Below are 18,878 nucleotides of genomic sequence, written 5' to 3' on the forward strand. Positions count from 1 at the left end.
ATAGAGGGATGGTCATACGAACCTCTCCTAGTAAATCTTACTAGATTTTATTCACTTCTCTAATATTATACATTTTTGTGATATTTTTTTCAACATAATTTTAAACTCGATATTTTAACAACTAATTACATATATATTAAAATATTTAATTATATTTTTAACTATATTTGCTTAATTGATAATGATTATTGATTTCATATATTTTTTCATTTATACTTTTATTATTGTATTTTGAATTTTTTGTAAAAATAAATTAAACCTAAAAAACTTTAATTTTATTTATGAGAAATATTATATTGAAATTACACTTTATGATTATCAGCCATTAAAATTCAAATTAACAACACAATAATAAAAATGCTTATGGATGTTGCATTAAGAGTAAATAGTACAATATATTAAAGAATATATTGTGTCTAAAAGTTTTAGTGCTACAGCCCCAATGTTAGTTTTAGGAGGAAACATGAATTTTTTAATTTCTATTATTTTAACTGCTCTTTTAATTTTTATAGGGCGCAAATTTATAAAAAAGCACTCAATACTTTGCTATATAGTAACTGGAATTATATCATTACTTATAATTATTGCTTCATATAGTGGTGCTATTTCAAGCTTCCCACCATTTATTAAAAACAATATAATGCCACTATTTACAAAAAGCACATTTGCAACTTCTATTTTTGTTGTAGTTATGTATACTGGTGCATTAAAAAATGGAAGTAAATTAATGAAAATATTAATGCCAATTAGAGCAGAATTATCTATTATAGCAAGTATACTTACTCTTGCTCATAACATTAGCTTTGGAAGATATCATTTTGTAACCTTATTTACAAACCCAAAATCAATGTCACTAAATATGATTTTAGCTGCAATAATAAGTATTATTTTAATTGCTATTATGATTCCACTTATGATTACTTCATTCCCAATGATAAGAAAAAAAATGAAATATAAATCTTGGAAAATGCTTCAAAGATCTGCTTATGCTTTTTATGGATTAATTTATATTCATGTAATGCTTATAATGCTTCCAATAGCTAAATGTGGAAACTTACAATACATATTAAATGTATTAATTTATAGTTTAGTATTTTTAATATATGCTACAATGCGTGTTAATAAAGCATTAAATAAAAAGGTGTTTAATAAATCTAGAACTGTAACAGCTTATTGTATAGCAGTTGTAGCTTTTGCCTGCATAACTGCATATGCTCTTATGCCATCATTAGCTGAAAAAAATACTGCTTCTGCTTCTAATAATACTAATAAAACTGAAATTTCATTAAATGAAAATGCTGATTCTTCAAATGATGATTCTTCAAATGATGAAAATGAGATAAAAGATGAAAATTCAGATTCAAATAATAAAGCTGATAATGAAGCTGAAACAAAAGATGTTGCTTCTTTAAATATTGAAGAAAATTTAAATAAAGATAATAAGTCTTTAACGCCTCAAGACAATTTAAAAGATAACAATACTTCTTCAAATGTTGGAAATGAGTCAAACGCTGGAAATGAGTCAAATGTAAATAATACTCCTCCAAGCTCTGATAATTCTCCTTCAACTCCAAGTAATCCGCCTTCAGCTCCAAATGACACTCCTTCAAATGAACCTACTGGAAGCACTAGTTCTATTTATAAAGATGGTGTTTATGAAGGAACAGGCTCTGGATATAATGGAAACATTACAGTTAAAGTTACAATTAAAAATGATGTTATTACAAACTTAGTTGTTATTGACACAGTTGATAATTCACCTTTTGTTGATACTGCAATTTCAGGAGTATTTGATTCTATACTTAACTCTCAAAGTCCAGATGTGGATACTGTAAGTGGTGCTACTTTTAGTTCTAAGGGACTTATTTCTGCAGTAAAAGCTGCCTTAAAAAATGCAGAAAATTAACAATAAAAAAGTTTTTCTAAGCTTAATTATTTTATTAGCGGCATTTTCATCAGCAATATTAATTAAAAACATTGCAATATTAAAAAAACAAACTGATTTAAATGACACAACTAAGCTAACTAAAGAAATTTTTGCAATGGATACAATAATGAGCTTAACTGCTTATACTTCTGCAAATGATGTCTTAAACTTATGTGAAGAAAAAATAATTGAATTAGAAAACTTATTTTCAACAACTAATAATAATAGTGAAATTTCAATTTTAAATCAAAAAGGTGAAAATACATTATCTCAAGATACCTTTAATTTAATTGAAGAATCCTTAAAAATATGTAATTTAACAAATGGTGCATTAGATATTTCAGTTTATCCCATAGTTAATTCTTGGGGATTTACCACTGAAACTCCTAATGTTCCATCACTTGAAGAAATAAATTATTTATTACAATATGTAAATTATAAAAATATAACTCTTTCAAAAAATAATAACACAATAAAATTAAATAATAATATGGCAATAGATTTAGGAAGTACTGCTAAGGGATATACAAGTAATACATTAATTAATATTTTAAAAGAACATAATGTAAAATCTGCTCTTTTAAACTTAGGTGGGAATGTCCATGCCTTAGGTTCTAAGCCTGATGGTACCCCATGGAAAATTGCAATTAAAAATCCATTAACCAATAGTAATGCAGCAGTTATTTCCATTGTTAATAAAGCAGTAATTACTTCTGGTGCTTATGAAAGATATTTCATTGATGATAATGGAGTAAAATATGGACATATTATTGATCCTAATACTGGAATGCCAATAAATAATGAACTTCTTTCTGTAAGTATAATTGGCAAAGATGCAGTATTATGTGATGCACTTTCCACTTCCCTTTTTGTTATGGGACTAGAAAAATCTATTGAATATTGGAAAAAAAATAATGACTTTGATGCTGTTTTTATAACAAAAGATGGTCATATTTATATTACAGAAGGGATTGAAGATGATATTACCATTTTAGATGATTTTAGTAATATCTCTCCTAATATAATAAAAAATGAAAATTAAAAAAACTCATATATTTATTTTATTAATTATTTGTTTAATACTTTCCTTTATAAGTTTTATATTGATTAAAATGCCTTCTAAGGGCACAATAGCAAACATATATAAAGATGGAGTATGCATAAAATCAATAGACTTATCTAAAGTTACTTCTCCTTATGAAATAAACTTAACATATGATGATGAAGTTAATATAATTTCTGTTGAAAAAAATAAAATTGCTGTAATTGATGCTAATTGCAATGATAAAATTTGTATTAATCAAGGATATATATCAAATACAATTGCACCTATAGTATGTCTTCCTCATAAAATTATAATAAAAATAGAGGAAAGTCCTAAAATAAGTGAAATTGATGGCATATCACAATAATAAAATGAAAAATTAATAATATATTACAATAATTGGAGGTGAATTTTGGTGGTAATTTAAAAATTACTTCACTAATATTATGAATACAAGAAAATTGACATCCCTGGCTTTATTACTTAGTATATCACTTATAATATTTATTATAGAAGCACAATTGCCATCACTTACACCAATTCCTGGAGTAAAGCTTGGCTTGGCAAATATAATTACAGTTTATGCTATATTTATTCTTTCCCCACTTGATACTTTAATTATATTATTATGTAGAATATTTCTTGGAAGCATTTTTTCTGGTAATATGTCTATCCTTTTATATAGCTTAAGTGGTGGAATCTTATGTTACCTTGCAATGATTATAAGTAAAAAGTTTTTAAGCTTAGAAAACATTTGGATTTGTAGTATTATTGGTGCTATTGCTCATAATATTGGCCAAGTATTAATGGCAATTTTTATTACTAAAACAACATCCTTAGCTTTTTATCTTCCTGTGCTTTTGTTATCTGGAATTATAGCAGGAATATTTACTGGTTTAACTTCTCAATATCTTATAAGCAAATTAAATATTATTAAAAATTCTATATAAATTTTAAGTAGTATCTCATTCATATTATTTCCTTTTTAATAAATAGTTAAGCTAATAAAAACTATTATCACCTTAAGGAGAACTATGATTTAATTGATACTACTTTTTTTATAAATAATATTAATATGTTTAAAAACAAATATTATGTCAAATCTATTGTCTTTTATATTATATTATTATTTTTTTCCTTTCAATGTTTAAAAAACAAATAATATGGCAAATACCAATAAAACTTAATTTTTTCAAATTGCATTTTTATTTGTTTAATCCATTTTTTGCCATATTTTTAAATATTAAATTAAATTTAATTATTGTAGTGTGCGACTCTTAAAATAACTCATTATTTCTTTGCTTTACTTAATTTCCTTAATTTGCTATTTTAGATTACTATATTTTATAATGTTATCTGTACAAAGAAACAAAATCAAAGGAAATTTATTTTTTAAATTTATAAAAAGTAAATTTCACACCAAATTATTTTGAAAAATTTATTTATAAAGGAGGTCTTTGTATGTTTGGTTTAGTACCTTTTAAATTTAACAATGGAGAAAATAACAAAGGATTAACATTAAATGATGTATTTAATGACTTCTTTAATGAAAGCATGTTATCAGATCTTTCTGCTAATGGAGGATTTAAAACTGATATCAAGGAAACTCCAGAAGAATATGTTCTTCACGCAGAATTACCAGGAGTTAAAAAGGAAGATATCAATATTGACTATGATAACAACTATTTAACTATTTCTGCTACAAAAAATACTGATTCTAAGGAAAAGAAAGAAAATTATTTAAGACGTGAAAGAAGATATGGTTCAGTTTCTAGAGGATTCTATTTGAATAATGTAAATAAGGATTTAATTAAGGCAAAATTTGATAATGGTGTTTTAAATGTTCATTTGCCTAAGAAAGAAAAATCTGAAAAAGATACTAATAAAATTGTAGTTGAATAATTTGTATTAGTGCATAAGGCTATTCCCCTTTTAAGGTAAAAGGCACAAGTCCTAACCTTGATTAAGGGGAATATAGCATAAAGGGATACTATAGATGGATTTATTTTTACACAAAAATAAGCATAGATATCTATCACTAAAGTGACTTTCATCTATGCTTATATTGTGCAAATCTATATACTGTCCCTCAAAATCTTTCTACATCCCCATTTTATAAAATTAATTTCCATCATTTATCACTAATTTAATTTTTTCCTGTGATATCTCTAAAAATAATTCTAGTGTAGCTAAATCTCCTCTACACATTTTAATTATTCTTTCTCTTGAAAGCTTTCTTTGATAATAATCATGAGTATACCTATTTCTTAGCTTTATTATAGCTTGAAGTCTTTTAGAATCCTTAGCTGAAATAAACCCCAAACTACTAGCTAACTCTATTATTTCACTTCCAGATTTATTTGGTATATAATTATCTGTTGATACTAAATAAGTTTCACACATCTCTATTATAAACTCACAAAATGAATTAAAATATGAAATCATAGCCTCATTAATTATATCATCTTCACCATCTATATTACGTTTTATACATTCTCGTATTTTAACTAAAAATACTTTGCTTTCTAAAAATTTCTCTTCTAACTTTTCTTTCTTATACTTATAATAAACCATTCCTAAAACTCTCCAAATCCTTTAGATTTTCCTCTCTCATAACTTCCAACGCTTCTCTATCCCTCTTAAAAGCTGAATATCCTAAAACATAATCTAGATATTCTTCTTCTTGAAAAATTATTTTATCATCACTTATTAGTAAGATTTCACTAAAAGGATAATTAAACTCACTAATAAAAGTAAAATGAAGATTGTCATATGAAAAATATTCTGATAATATTTTTTGCAGATAATCTTCAATTTCTATTTCATCATATAATTCTAGCTGATATTTAGAAAGAATCATTATATCTATATCACTTCTATCTTTATCAAAAACCTTTTCATGATAGCTACCAAAAACACATAATGCTATTACATCTTTCAACTTGGTGGCATCTATTTTGCAATTTTTAAGCATAAGTTTTTTCATATATAATCACCTCAAGTATTTTCAATTAACTATACTTTACTCTATGATAATTATAGCATATTATTATAAAAATCAAAAATTAAAAAATAGCTTTTAACTCCCTTACTTTAATATAATAAATAAATGAAAGAATTTTTTATCTCAAATATAAAAGAAATACTTCCAAATAAAATAACAAAATCTGTAATTTATATTTCTAAAAAAATGAACACTGCTAATTGAAGTGCTCATATATCTCTTATCTATAAAATACAGCTGTAATCATAAAATTAGTGCCATACTTTTCATTTTCTATAATACCACTATTTCCCCATTTACCAAAACCAGCTTCAACTGCTAAAGGTCGTGAACTACTCTCCACTTATAGAATTGGGAGCTTCTTGGTCAATATACCTAACGGTACAAGTTTACCCAAGCTTACAAGGTAGTTCCTACCTCAAGATAATACCAAAATTATATTACTAATTTTAGTAAGTTTTTACTTTGGATTTGAATTTAGGAAATCCTATAGATTTATCTCTGAAAAAGTTTTTATAAGCTTTTTCTAAGTTTTGTTGAGCATTTGCTAGTGCTAATGAATCAACTTCTTTTAGCCATTCAAATTCTTTTTTATATTGTGCAGGTGTATTTTTTAACATTTCGCCAGTTTCTTTATAATACTCAATTTTATCAGCTAACATTTTATTATATATAAATCTAGTACACCCAAATGTTTTAACTAAATATTCTCATAAACATTCCTCCTAATGTTATAAACAGTAGTGTATTAAACTATTTTTTATTAGCTATCTTTTATTTTTTGTTAAAATATAAAATTTAATTCAATATTAAACTTTACAATTTTCTGCACAAAAAAAAGCAACACTTGATATAATTCAAATGCTGCTTATATTAAGGTTATTAATAAAACTCAATTTTATTCCATGCTTGTTTCTTTATTTATAATATTCCAAAATTCATCTTCATTAATTATTTCTATTCCAAGCTGCTTAGCCTTTTCTAACTTGCTCTTACCAGCCTCTTCCCCTATAACAAGAATATTTGTTTTTCCACTTATGCTTGTTGGAGAATCTGCCCCATATCTTATAGCTGTAGCTCTCATCTCAGCTCTACTTTTAGACATATCACCAGTAAAAACTATTTTCTTTTTATTAAATATGTCCTTTATTAAATTATTTTTAGCAAACTCAATCATTTCTTTTTCTTCTGCAACTTTTTCCTTATCCTTTGCAAACTTTCTAAAACTATTAGACTTTGCTGAACTTTTAGTACCATCTTTTCCTTGTTTATTATCATTCTTTGAAACTGATCTTGATATACTTAAAGCACACCATCTTTCTGGCTTTATAACTTTTAATAAATCTAATAAATCCAAAACATCTTGTAATGCATTGTGTGATTGTCCTTTTTTGATATTATAATGCTCTAATAAGTTAACTAACTTATATGATGGTAAAACTTCTTTTTGCTTTATTGTATTCATGCTGCAATAAAACTCTTGTTTATCATCAACCCACCCCCAATAGCTTAAGAAGTTTCTATCAAAGCTTGCATTATGAGCTACTAAAGGATATTTATATTTTTTTAGTAAATTCTTAAATTGTGTTTTAAGTTCTTCATTTTCTTCAATTGCTTCTAATCCATCTCCATATCCATTTTTATATTTTTCCTCATCAGTAATTATTGCTAAATGTAAGGTATCTATTACTCTATAATCTTCAACAACAACTGCTGCAACTTCTCTTATTCCATCAGCAGGACTGAAGCTTCTTGGAGTTTCTATATCTACAATTATAAATCTTTCTTTTTTCTGCATATCTAATAGGTAATCTGGATGTATACTATGTAATTCATCATTTATATTTAATATTATTTCATTATTATCAACTATTCCAACAATATCACATTTTACTGCATCTTTAGTATATGCACCTTTGTAATATAATTCCTTAATTTCATTTGCTTTTGGACTTATTATTTTTAATTCTTTGGCTTTGTTTTAATAAACTGTTGAAATTTGATTAACCTCTATAAATATGGTTATAATATATAATATAACTACTATTTAGGAGGTTTTTTATGCCAAGAGTTAATAATGTTATTCAGCAAGTTTCACAATTAAATACATATGAGCAAGAGAAGGTATTTGATTTTTTAAAGACTGTATTGATGTCAAATGGAATAACTAACTCTATAGATGAAGAAATCGCTGAAAATAGATTTAACAAGGGGAAGTGCTGTCCTTTTTGCAATCATGATAAAATATCTAAGTATGGAAAATATCATGGTAAGAATGGCGTTAAACAAAGGTATAAATGCCAAAATCCAGAGTGCAAAAAAACTTTCAATGATTTTTCTAAATCCCCGGTTTCAAGTAGTAAAAAGGGATTAGATAAATGGCTACTATATGCTCAATGTATGATAAATGGTAACACTATTAGGCAATGTGCAGAAATTGTTGAGATTAATATTGCAACAGCTTTCTTTTGGAGACATAAAATTATAGACGCTATTAGAAAATTTATTGGCTACGGCTCTCTTGAGGGTGTTATTGAACTCGATGAGACATACTTTGCCCTTAGCTATAAAGGGAATCATAGCAAAAGTTCTAATTTTACTATGCCAAGGGAATCAAGAAAGCGTGGTAAAGAAATAAATACAAGAGGTATATCAAAGGAATTTGCCTGTGTATTATGTGGTGTAGATAGATTAGGAAATATATATACTGGTTTAATATGTGATGGCAGACCTAACTATACTGATATAAATAGGGCTTTATCAGAGGTTGTTGAAAAAAATTCTATTTTATGTACTGATAAACATAGGAGTTATATCCCATTTGCGGCTCAACATAATTTTGAATTACATCAAATTAGGGGCGGGAGAAAAACTGTGGATATTTATAATATTCAAAGAGTCAATGCTTTTCATAGTAGCTTAAAAAGATGGATAAGAAAGTTTAATGGTGTTTCAACCAAGTTCCTAACAAACTACCTATTTTGGTATAAATGGACCCAATTATTTAAAACAGAAATGGAAAGGAATAAACCTAAAAAGTTCTTTATTCATGCTAATTCAACACATTCTGTATCTTTAATAAAGGATTTTAAGATTAGAAGACCAATATATGTATAAAGGTAAAATTTGTTTTAATTTTACTATTTTTAGTGTACAATAAATATAATGATTGATGAACAATTGTATTTAATTTGAAAGGAGGAAAGACATGAAATCTAAGTATGCGAAAAAATCATATATAGAGGTAATATGTTTTGGTGCAATTATTGGTCTGATTACTGAATTATTGAATTTTTATCCTAATGATGATTTATGGGGTTGGAGTTCTATTGCAAGCTCTTTTGGCTTTTGGATATTCTCAACAACATTTGTGATTTACTTTAGTTCTTCAAATAAAAATGCAATGATAAATACCTTCTCATATTTATCCAGTATGTGTATCAGTTATTATTTGTTACAAGGTATCATTGATTTTTTCACCCCAAATGTAACAGTTGATAAGTTTCTCCAATGGAACCATCTATTCCACTGGATTGGTATAGCTGTTTTTTGCGGACTTGTAGCTTATGTCTTGTTCTATTGAAACAAAAAGACAGTTTGGGGTAGTGTGTTGTATGCACTTCCTGTTGCGGGGATGTTAGTTGATACGATTAACAACTGCATGAAGTTCTACTATTCGCAGACAAATTTAGCAAACAGCATTTTGGGTATTATATTTCTTCTCATTATGTTCGTGGTGCTATTTAAGAAAGTAGATAAGAAATGTATATTTGTGTTTGTATTAATCGTTGTTGCGTTAATCGGCTTCATACTGTTCCCAACGACTTCTCAAAGTATTACAATGGAATCTACTATAACTTGCGAATTAGGCGGTGAAACTGAGGTGTTTTACATAAAAATGAGGGATGACGGTAAAATATTAGAAATTGAGGGTGACGAAACAGTTTATGAGGAAATAGATATTAATTCCTTAAAAACTATTCCAGAAGTAGTCCATGCATTGCAAAACTATTACGAGAGCAAAGGCGGAGCATGGAAAATGGAATAACTTCCAATTTGTAGAGTTGATTTAGCGAACAATTTTAAATTATTGCGATTCAAATAGGATGTCCAAATGGACATCCTATTATGTTATGCTAATTTCAACACTATTTTAAAACAAAGCCAATTCTTTTAATGTTTTTATTTTTTCTTCTTGTGATTCAAACCTTTTCCACTCTCTTTTTGGACTTATCATAAATTTATACCTCTATTTCAACTTTATAAAATATTAATAATTTTGTCATAGTTTCATTTATAACTTTCTTCTTTAATGTTTCAAAATATTCATTAATTACAGGAATTTCAGCTCTATATTCAGTTTCCTTTTTCTTATCCTTTATTTCCATATCATATTTATCTAATATACTTTTACAAGTATCTTCTGTCACCCAATCATAAATCCACTGTATCTTATTTTTTAACTCTAATATAGAGTTTTCATTAGATGTTTTCTTTAATGAATCAATAATAAACAAAACTGAACTTCTACTTGAACAAATCACTCTGAAACATTCAGCTAATTTATGAATATCTATTTCTTTTCTTTTACTTTTATCCTTTGTCCATCTTCCATTTATGCTATTTATCATTTGCTGTTCCATTGCTTCTATCATAAATTTATACCTCCTTATACTATTCCATTTGTTTCTATAAATCCTATACTTATCAAATAGTATTATAACAAATTTTTTAATTTTTTTTATATTTTATAGTGAATAATTTATAAATTTAGAATAAGGATTTTATAATAAATAATATTTTAAGCAGTTTAAGGTATATAGTGATTTTCCTTAAAAATCATTATATACCCATTTTTATAACTTTAATTTATTTTCAACAATACATTTAGCCACTGTAAGTTATTTCTTCCACCAATTGTATCTTCTGATTTATATATCTTAATTATTTCTAATTTTGGAACTGCTAATATCATTTCTTTAAATGTTTCTTCTGTATAGCAGTTAAAATATCTTCCTTTTTCATCAATATATTCACCTTTTCCATATTTAAATGACATATAAAATACTCCATTTTCTTCTAAATTAGATGATATATTTTTTATTACATTAATTAGGTCTCTTTTGTTTATGTGAAGCAATGAAGCACATGCCCATATTCCATGAAATTTTTCTGTTAATTGTAAGTCTTCAAATTTATTGCAAATTACTTCTTGTCCTATAACTTTACTTGCAGCAATTGATAATTCTTTTGATCCATCAACTGCTGTAATATTGTATCCTCTTTTTATAAATTCAAGACTATCTCTTCCTGAACCACATCCTAAGTCAAGTATATTGCTCCCCTTTGGTATGTGTTTTAGGAAATCATTGTATAAATGGCTCATATCTATTGATAGTGTACTTTCTATATATGATTTTGAATTGTTATTGTAAAAATCTAATGTGTTATTTATCATTTGGCTTATTTCCTTTAAAATAATTTAAATACTATATTTATATAAAATCTATACTAATACACCTTTTTCAAAACTACTCCCTCTTTAAAGCCACCACGTTCTTCAAGCTTTTCTCTTCTCTTGTTAAGTAAATCCTCTTCACTATATCCAAGATTATGTGCAAGACCAAATAATACTTCCATAACATCAGCAAGTTCTTCTAAATTCTTATCTTCTAAATATTCATTAACCTCCTCCATTAACTTAGCTTCAAGTAATTCTGTTCTTTGCTCTTTATCAGCAATTTCTATTTCACATTCCTTACCACTATTTTTGATAACTTGAGGTATTAAATCTCTAACTAATTTATTATAAACCTTCATAATACACTCCTTAAAATTTGAAATTTAAAAAGAAGCTAAATTCAATTAGCTTCCTTTAATAATATTGTATACTATTTTTTTCTATTAAAAAATCTATTCTTATAATAACTTTCAACTCTAAAATCAATAGAATCTTTCATGTGCTTCTTAAAGGCTTCATTACTTATAATATCCTTAAGGTCATCTTGAAGTGCTATTAAACATTGCTCTTTCTCCTTAAAAAACTCACCATGAGTCTTAAGTAAAAACTTAATTGGATTATTATTAGCTAAGCTAACATACTTTTTCTTATCCCAAGTTTCAAATTCTCTTGTTCCCTTATCCTTAAGCATATCAACCTTATTAGATCCTTTTCTATAAAAATTATAAAAACTTTTATAAATATCATCCTCTGATATTTCCATCTTTACATCTCCATAATTATAAAAGGCTAATAAAACTGGCATCTTATAAGTTTTACTCATACTAGTAGTTTCAATCATATTAATAAATTCTCTTCCTCTAGAATTATACAATATTTCTTCATCATGCGTTAATTTATCATTTTCTTTTATATATTCTAGATAATTAGAAAATGGATTCATTGCTTTACTTCTTATATTTTGATAAACTTCATCATCAATATAAGTAAATAATTCAACTCTGCTTGGCCTATATCCTAACATCTGTGATACAACTTCAAATTGCTCTTTAACTTTATCTTTAACCTTCATTTCCCTTTCTGCTTGTTTTTTAAAGATATCTATTATCCTAAAATCAAAATCAACAATACATTCTTCTGGAAATTCATAGTCACCTTGTTTATTTTTCTTACATTCTGAAGCTGAATATTCCTTTCCACTTAATAAAAATGGAACTAAATTAGCTTTTTTATAATTACCTATAAAGTCTAAAACATTTAAATATTTTTTATCCTTAAACTTTCTTAAACCTCTTCCTAATTGTTGTAAGAATATTGTTGGTGATTGAGTTGGTCTTAAAAACATAACCATATCAATTGCTGGTACATCTAAACCTTCATTAAACATATCTACTGAAAATATAACTTTTAACTCTCCAGAAGTTAACTTAGATAAAGCTATATTTCTCTCTTCAGAATATTCACCTTTTTCTCCACTATAAACAGCTGCTGATGGTATATTATTTTCATTAAATATCTTTGCCATATATTCTGCATGATGTCTTGAAGCACAAAATCCAATTGCTCTTTTTGAATTATATTTTAGGTAATGATTTAATATAACTTCTCCTCTTTTATTTAACATTAAAGCTTCTTCTAATTGCTTATCATCATATTTACCATTTTTATAATCTATATGTTCATAATTTACAGTTTCATCATAAATACCATAATATCTGAAAGGTACTAGCCACCCTTTATTTATTGCATCCTTTAACCTTACTTCATAAACCATATTATAATCACAAAGTGCAAATACATCCTTAGAATCAAGTCTTTCTGGTGTTGCAGTAACTCCTAATAAAAATTTTGGAGTAAAATAATCTATTATTTTCTTGTAGTTACTAGAAACTGCATGATGAAATTCATCAACTATTATATAGTCGAAATAATCTTTTGAAAAATATTCTTCATTTAAATATTGCTCTTTACCTAAGGTTTGTACTAGTGCAAATATAAATGAATTTTTTGTATCCTTTTGGTTACTATAAAAGAATCCAATATCATCAGAGTTTCTAACATTTTTAAAGCTTTGAGCTGCTTGTTTTATTATTTCTTCTCTATGAGCTACAAATAAAATTTTATTATATTTAGCTGAATCAAAGGCTGATAAATATGTTTTTCCTATCCCTGTTGCAGCAACCACTAGTCCTTTATCAAAGCCTTCTTCTCTAGATTTTTCTAATGAATATAATGCTTCAATTTGAGCTCCTCTTGGTTCAAATATATTTATAACATTATCTTCTTTACTTTCTTCTTTTTCAATATCCTTATAAATATTAGGTCTTGTCCATTGTTTTGAATAATCTTTTAACACTTCATCTGTTATTATTAATGAATGATTGTTAAATAAATCTTCAAAGGTATCATAAAATACTTTAAAGTCATTTGGAGCAGCTGATTTTAAGAATCTATAGTTCCATTCTATTGATGATGTTAATGCTCCTCTTGATATATTTGATGATCCTATATATATTTCGCTATCTATTGGATTGTGAAACATATATGCTTTTGGATGAAATGACTTGTTTGGATTATTGTAAAATCTTAAGTCTACTTTATCCTTTAGTTCTGATTTTAGTAGGTATAGTGCTTGTGGTTGTGTTATTTTTAGATAGTTTCCTGTAAGTATTCTTATTTTCACTCCTCGATTTAGTGCTTCTTTTAGATCTTGTAATAGTAGTTTTACTCCTGATTCCATTAGGAATGATACTATTATGTCTATTGTTGTTGCTGTTTTGAAGCTTTGTTTTAGTTTTGGATAGATATGGTCTTTGTCTCCTGTTATTGAGTTTGAAGTTGTTATTGTGTTGTAATTTATTGATTTTTCTTTTATTTCTATATCATTATTTACTTCTTTTACTTTATTTATCATTTAATCACCTAATACTAACTAAAGCTAGTTTTTATTTTTTATTTAATAATAATTATACATTATTTAAAATTAAAACTGACCGCATTAAAGATCAGTTTTATAATTACGATCAGTTTTATAATTATAAGAAAAATAATTTATCACTTAATTTACCTTGTGGTATAAATTCTATTGCCTTGCATATCTTATCTGCATAACCAGTAGTTATTGGCAACCTCATACTTTTAGTTGAGCCAATATGTATTTGTGATAACGCATAAATTTGATTAAGAATTGTAATCATATCTAAACTGCCATATGTTTTTTCAATTTTTAATGGTTTAGGTGAACCTAAGTTTTCTTTAATATCTGTTGTAACTACAAATGCCTTATTCCCATTAACTACATATTGTCCTTTTGCTGGATTATTAACTATATTACCATTTATACTTGCTAATTTAATTGAAGTATTCTGGTCTTATGTCAATATTTTGGACACAAAAAGTCAAACTTTTTTATGCTGCACTTCTAGCTAATAATTCACATTGTTCTGGTATCATGTAATTAATAGAAGAGTGTATCCTTTTTCTGTTATACCAACCTTCAATATATTTAAATATAGCTATATTGGCTTCTTCGAAGGTACGATATGTATTTCTATAGATTTCTTCCTTCTTTATTGAAGAATGGAAAGATTCTATACAAGCATTGTCATAAGGACAACCTTTTTTACTAAATGATTGTATAATATTAAACTCTTTACATAGCTCTTTTAAATCATTACTAGTATATTGAGATCCTAAGTCTGTATGAAATATTATATGCTTATTTTTATTAGGATTTTGATTGTAATAAGCATTTTTTAAAGCTTTAACAACTAAATCATTAGTCATTCTTTTACCGAAAGCGTAGCCAATTATTTTTTAGAATGTAAGTCAAGAACTGAAGCTAAATAGCACCAACCATCCCTACTAGTATGAATATATGTAATATCTCCTACCCATTTTTCATTAATATAAGTAGTTGTAAAGTCTCTTTTTAAAACGTTTTCTAAATCTTCTACTACCTTTTTACTTGAATGAGGCTTGTATTTCTTTACAGTTACTGCACAAAGGTTAAGTTTAGTCATTAGTCTTTGAACTCGCTTCAATGATACATTGAAGCCTTCTATACCAAGTATATAATGAATTCTAGGAGCACCATATATGCCTTTATTCTCTTTATATATCCTTTTAATAGCTGATTTTAATTCCTCATTTTCTAGTTCTCTTGCAGATTTAGTTTTATCAAAAGATTTATAATATGTGCTTCTGGCTACGCCTAGAACGGTACACATAGTCTTAATATCATGTTTGCTTTTATTATTATTTATAAATTCTATCACTTCATCTAATTTCTTGTTGCAAATATGGCCATAGCTTTTTTTAATATTTCATTTTCCTCTTTAATTCTTGCCATTTCTTTTGTTAAAGCTTTTACTTCTTTTAATGTCATAACTTCATTTTCATCTATTTTAATTTCTTTTACATCTTTAATCCAGCCGTTAATTGTTGATTTTGCAATGCCATATTCGTAGACGATGCTCTGCTAAGCTCATTCCTGATTTAAATAACTCTACTATCATATCCTTATATTCTTGATCGTATCTTCTGCCCTTTCCCATAATGGACACATCCTTTCTTAACTAAATATTATTTTAACTTAGTTCGTCTTAATGTGTCCACTACTTTATACTAACACCATTATCTGGAATTATGCAATCTATATCAAAAAGAAGTTTTAATTAATAAAACTTTCGATTTAAAGTATAATTTTGTTGTAAGATTTTTTTTGTTAGCATGAAAAATATTTTACCATAAATCCTAAACTCGTGGAGTTTGGGATTTATTTTTTTAACAAAAATGAGCTGTGCACTAATTATTTAGTGCGACAGCACCTCCATTTCTTATTCTACTAGTATCAAAAATTGTTTTGATACAGCCCCTTTTAGATTATTTTAAAAAACTTATTATAATAAAATTTTACTGATAATATTTAATTTCAAATTTAATTTTTATCTTTTTAGAAAGGTACCTCCAATGCCTGCTCATAAATATAACTAATTATATCTATTTCATACTCATCATAACTTCCATCTAGAATTTCACCATTCCATTTTGATTTAAAGACAGTATTCACTAATATCTCCATTCCACCTTCTGCATATTCCTCTAATCTTTTTCTAGCTTTTACAATAAACTCTCTATCTTCAAATCTATTTATTTTTTTTTCTAACTCATTATCATTTAAAATTATCGAATATGCTGTAGCCTTTTGCTCTCTTGAAAGATAGTTACTTCTAAATTCACGACCTTTCTCCTCTACAGTTAATTTATTATTATTTCTAAATCCTATAACAGCACATAACATAAATAAATCATGATACTTTACATCAATTAAATTATTTAAACTCTTATATATTGCCTCATATCTTTTACTAGTAAATACTAGCTGTTGCTCTGATAAAAAATCCATTTTAAATTACCTCCTTGTAGCTATTTGATCATTTAAACTAATCTCTACTATTTCAGTATGACCAGGTTTAATTTGATCCAATTTATACCATCTACCTAATTTTTTAGTTGATTTTATCTTCATTTCCTCACTTACTGTAAACTCTGTATCAGTTAATAATAATATCCATTGTGATGTAAGCATTGGTATATTCTCTATCAAATTATCTCTATTCTTCCCACTTATTCTTCCAAAAGGAGTATCCATAAATAATGGGAAATCAACATTTTCTTCTCCTCCAGATGCAACCTTTGCTAAAGCAGTAATAAATGATAGCGCCATAACTTGTTTTTGTCCTTGAGAAATATCTTGAGTTATTTTAATTCCATTCCAGTTATAAAGTTCCAATTCATATTTTTCATTAATTTTAATACTTTCAATTAAATTTTTATCTTTTATATCTATTAATCTTCTAAAAATATCACTTGTTTCCTTCTTCAACTGTTCTCTCATATCATCACTATACTCTTTAAATATTTCTTCAAAACTATTTTTTAATTTTAAAATATAATCTAATCTTTTATGATCATATTTTAAAGCAGTATCTTGCTCCATTAAATCACTATTTTCTCTTTCTAGCTTACTTAATTCTTTATCTTTCAATTCAACTTCAAATTTTAACTTTTCAATTTCAACTTTTAATTTCTCGCTAGTTTCTTTCTTACTTTCAAGATTGTTTTCAATTTCTTTTAAATTAACCTCACTATTGCTAAACTCTTTAATATTTTCTTTAAATTTATCAATCTCCTTGTTTAAAGACTCTATTTCATCTTTAACAAACCTTATCTCTTTTAATTTATTTTTAATTTTGCTTAATATTTCATCCTTATTATTAGAATACTCATGAATTGTTCCATTAATCTCTGTAACTAATGGTGTTATTTCTGATCTCTTATAATTCTCCTTCATTTTTATTATGTTATCATATGCTTCTTTAAACTTGTTAAGATCAGTTTTACAACAACTACATACCATATCACTTAAAGATTTTTCTATTACTTCTATCGATATTAAATCCTGTTGTTCCACTACTATTTGATTTAAATAACTTTTTGTTGCTTGATATGAATCTTTCATTAATATCATATGCCCTTGATTAAAATGCTCATTTTTCAATGCCTCTTTTAAATATTTTAAAGATTGTAACTTATTATCTTTTTTATCTCTTACAATATTCATTTCATTCTGAAGCTTTCTAATTCCTTCATTTTCTGCAAGCATTAATTCACTTTTCTCAATCTCTGAAATACAATAATTATAATCATTTTCTTTCAACTGTATCTTTTCATTTAAATTATTTATTTCTAACTTTTTACTTTCTATCTCCTTCTCTTTTTTCTTTAAATCTAAATTACTTGACCTTTCAATAATATTTTTATTTTCTTTATTATATAAGTTCTTTAATATAGAAATACCCTTATCAAGTTTATCTATTTGCAATAACTTAACTATTACAGTTTTTACTTCATCTTTAACTTTTGCATCAGTTTTAGCTAAAGTTTCAATTTTTTCAGCATCAAATAAGAAAAAATCTTTAATTTTTTGGTCTATTATACTATTTAATATTATTTTAATTTCTTCTTCATCTTCAATAACATTTGCTGAAAAATTTCCATTACTATCTACTTTATATAATTTAGGTGATAATATTCTCTCTTCTATAATATTATTCATATTATATCCCTGAGCAATTCTTTCTATAAAATACTTCTCTCCTTTATGCTCAAACTCTATTTTAACGGTTGCATTAACAGGCATACCCTCATTTTCATCTAGCTTTAAGAGGTTTACTAAGTGTATTTTATCCTTATTATTATCTTGAGCTAAATATACCTCTCCAAATAACCCAAACACTAAGGCTCTAAATATTCCAGTCTTTCCTTTACCATTTTCACCGAATACTACTGTTACATTTCTATCTCCATCAGAAAATTCAATCTTTTGCTTATTATAAAATTGTCTAAAATTTTCTAATGTAATACTTAAAAGCTTCAT

19 protein-coding genes and 2 pseudogenes are annotated in these 18,878 nt (G+C 26.2%); 8 read left to right on the forward strand and 13 right to left on the reverse strand.

Annotation, left to right across the window (positions count from 1 at the left end; genetic code table 11):
* Positions 1 to 463: 463 nt before the first annotated feature.
* The 5 genes from ACUN06_RS08700 (at position 464) to ACUN06_RS08720 (ending at position 4,874) form a co-directional block, all read left to right on the forward strand.
* Entirely contained in the window at positions 464 to 1,906 is a 1,443-nt protein-coding gene (locus tag ACUN06_RS08700; protein ID WP_449389636.1) for an FMN-binding protein, read from the forward strand.
* Positions 1,893 to 2,969 carry an FAD:protein FMN transferase gene (locus ACUN06_RS08705; RefSeq protein ID WP_449389637.1) on the forward strand — a complete coding sequence of 359 codons (1,077 nt, stop codon included), beginning with the start codon at positions 1,893 to 1,895 and terminating at the stop codon, positions 2,967 to 2,969. Before ACUN06_RS08700 ends, ACUN06_RS08705 begins: the two co-directional genes overlap by 14 nt.
* Positions 2,959 to 3,339: a NusG domain II-containing protein gene (locus ACUN06_RS08710; RefSeq protein WP_294127604.1), complete on the forward strand. Its 381-nt coding sequence runs from the start codon at positions 2,959 to 2,961 to the stop codon at positions 3,337 to 3,339. The genes ACUN06_RS08705 and ACUN06_RS08710 overlap by 11 nt, the downstream gene beginning before the upstream one ends.
* Positions 3,340 to 3,418: 79 nt before the next feature.
* Entirely contained in the window at positions 3,419 to 3,922 is a 504-nt protein-coding gene (locus ACUN06_RS08715; RefSeq protein WP_449389638.1) for a Gx transporter family protein, read from the forward strand.
* Between the two features lie 511 nt (positions 3,923 to 4,433).
* Positions 4,434 to 4,874 carry an Hsp20/alpha crystallin family protein gene (locus ACUN06_RS08720; RefSeq protein WP_291735906.1) on the forward strand — a complete coding sequence of 147 codons (441 nt, stop codon included), beginning with the start codon at positions 4,434 to 4,436 and terminating at the stop codon, positions 4,872 to 4,874.
* A gap of 219 nt (positions 4,875 to 5,093) precedes the next feature.
* Here the strand turns inward: ACUN06_RS08720 and ACUN06_RS08725 are convergent, their stop codons facing one another.
* The 5 genes and pseudogenes from ACUN06_RS08725 to ACUN06_RS08745 form a co-directional block, all read right to left on the reverse strand.
* Complete coding sequence (locus tag ACUN06_RS08725; RefSeq protein ID WP_449389639.1) at positions 5,094 to 5,546, reverse strand: HepT-like ribonuclease domain-containing protein; 453 nt, start codon at positions 5,544 to 5,546, stop codon at positions 5,094 to 5,096.
* Positions 5,533 to 5,958 carry a nucleotidyltransferase domain-containing protein gene (locus ACUN06_RS08730; protein ID WP_291735910.1) on the reverse strand — a complete coding sequence of 142 codons (426 nt, stop codon included), beginning with the start codon at positions 5,956 to 5,958 and terminating at the stop codon, positions 5,533 to 5,535. The genes ACUN06_RS08725 and ACUN06_RS08730 overlap by 14 nt, the downstream gene beginning before the upstream one ends.
* Positions 5,959 to 6,196: 238 nt before the next feature.
* Entirely contained in the window at positions 6,197 to 6,319 is a 123-nt protein-coding gene (locus ACUN06_RS08735) for a hypothetical protein (RefSeq protein WP_291735912.1), read from the reverse strand.
* 109 nt (positions 6,320 to 6,428) lie between these two features.
* A pseudogene (locus tag ACUN06_RS08740) lies at positions 6,429 to 6,683 on the reverse strand (helix-turn-helix domain-containing protein); the annotation flags it as partial.
* A 191-nt stretch (positions 6,684 to 6,874) separates the two neighbouring features.
* Positions 6,875 to 7,774: a BRCT domain-containing protein gene (locus ACUN06_RS08745; RefSeq protein WP_449389640.1), complete on the reverse strand. Its 900-nt coding sequence runs from the start codon at positions 7,772 to 7,774 to the stop codon at positions 6,875 to 6,877.
* 263 nt (positions 7,775 to 8,037) lie between these two features.
* On the opposite strand from ACUN06_RS08745, the gene ACUN06_RS08750 reads away from it, so the two are divergent.
* From ACUN06_RS08750 to ACUN06_RS08760, 3 genes are all read left to right on the forward strand, one after another.
* Complete coding sequence (locus ACUN06_RS08750) at positions 8,038 to 9,093, forward strand: IS1595 family transposase (RefSeq protein WP_006785445.1); 1,056 nt, start codon at positions 8,038 to 8,040, stop codon at positions 9,091 to 9,093.
* A gap of 91 nt (positions 9,094 to 9,184) precedes the next feature.
* A complete protein-coding gene (locus ACUN06_RS08755) occupies positions 9,185 to 9,559 on the forward strand; it encodes a hypothetical protein (protein WP_449389641.1) in 375 nt (124 codons plus the stop codon).
* Positions 9,560 to 9,583: 24 nt separating this feature from the next.
* Entirely contained in the window at positions 9,584 to 10,024 is a 441-nt protein-coding gene (locus ACUN06_RS08760) for a hypothetical protein (protein ID WP_449389642.1), read from the forward strand.
* Between the two features lie 193 nt (positions 10,025 to 10,217).
* Here ACUN06_RS08760 and ACUN06_RS08765 read toward each other — a convergent pair whose 3' ends face one another.
* The 8 genes and pseudogenes from ACUN06_RS08765 to ACUN06_RS08800 form a co-directional block, all read right to left on the reverse strand.
* Positions 10,218 to 10,631, reverse strand: coding sequence for a hypothetical protein (locus ACUN06_RS08765; protein WP_449389643.1), 414 nt, complete (start codon positions 10,629 to 10,631; stop codon positions 10,218 to 10,220).
* A gap of 209 nt (positions 10,632 to 10,840) precedes the next feature.
* Positions 10,841 to 11,434, reverse strand: coding sequence for a class I SAM-dependent DNA methyltransferase (locus ACUN06_RS08770; RefSeq protein WP_449389644.1), 594 nt, complete (start codon positions 11,432 to 11,434; stop codon positions 10,841 to 10,843).
* A 53-nt stretch (positions 11,435 to 11,487) separates the two neighbouring features.
* A complete protein-coding gene (locus ACUN06_RS08775; RefSeq protein ID WP_301953926.1) occupies positions 11,488 to 11,796 on the reverse strand; it encodes a nucleoside triphosphate pyrophosphohydrolase in 309 nt (102 codons plus the stop codon).
* 71 nt (positions 11,797 to 11,867) lie between these two features.
* The gene (locus tag ACUN06_RS08780; RefSeq protein WP_449389645.1) at positions 11,868 to 14,351 is read right to left on the reverse strand and encodes a DEAD/DEAH box helicase family protein; all 2,484 of its coding nucleotides are present in this window, start codon (positions 14,349 to 14,351) and stop codon (positions 11,868 to 11,870) included.
* Between the two features lie 121 nt (positions 14,352 to 14,472).
* Positions 14,473 to 14,634, reverse strand: a complete 162-nt coding sequence (locus tag ACUN06_RS08785; RefSeq protein WP_449389646.1) for a hypothetical protein — start codon at positions 14,632 to 14,634, stop codon at positions 14,473 to 14,475.
* A gap of 211 nt (positions 14,635 to 14,845) precedes the next feature.
* Positions 14,846 to 15,993, reverse strand: a pseudogene (locus tag ACUN06_RS08790) (IS3 family transposase).
* 398 nt (positions 15,994 to 16,391) lie between these two features.
* On the reverse strand, positions 16,392 to 16,844 hold the full coding sequence (locus tag ACUN06_RS08795) for a hypothetical protein (RefSeq protein WP_294161504.1): 453 nt from the start codon (positions 16,842 to 16,844) through the stop codon (positions 16,392 to 16,394).
* 6 nt (positions 16,845 to 16,850) lie between these two features.
* Positions 16,851 to 18,878 (reverse strand): AAA family ATPase, encoded by a 2,028-nt coding sequence (locus ACUN06_RS08800; RefSeq protein WP_449389647.1) that lies wholly within the window; start codon positions 18,876 to 18,878, stop codon positions 16,851 to 16,853.

Source organism: Clostridium sp. ETTB3, assembly GCF_053571985.1.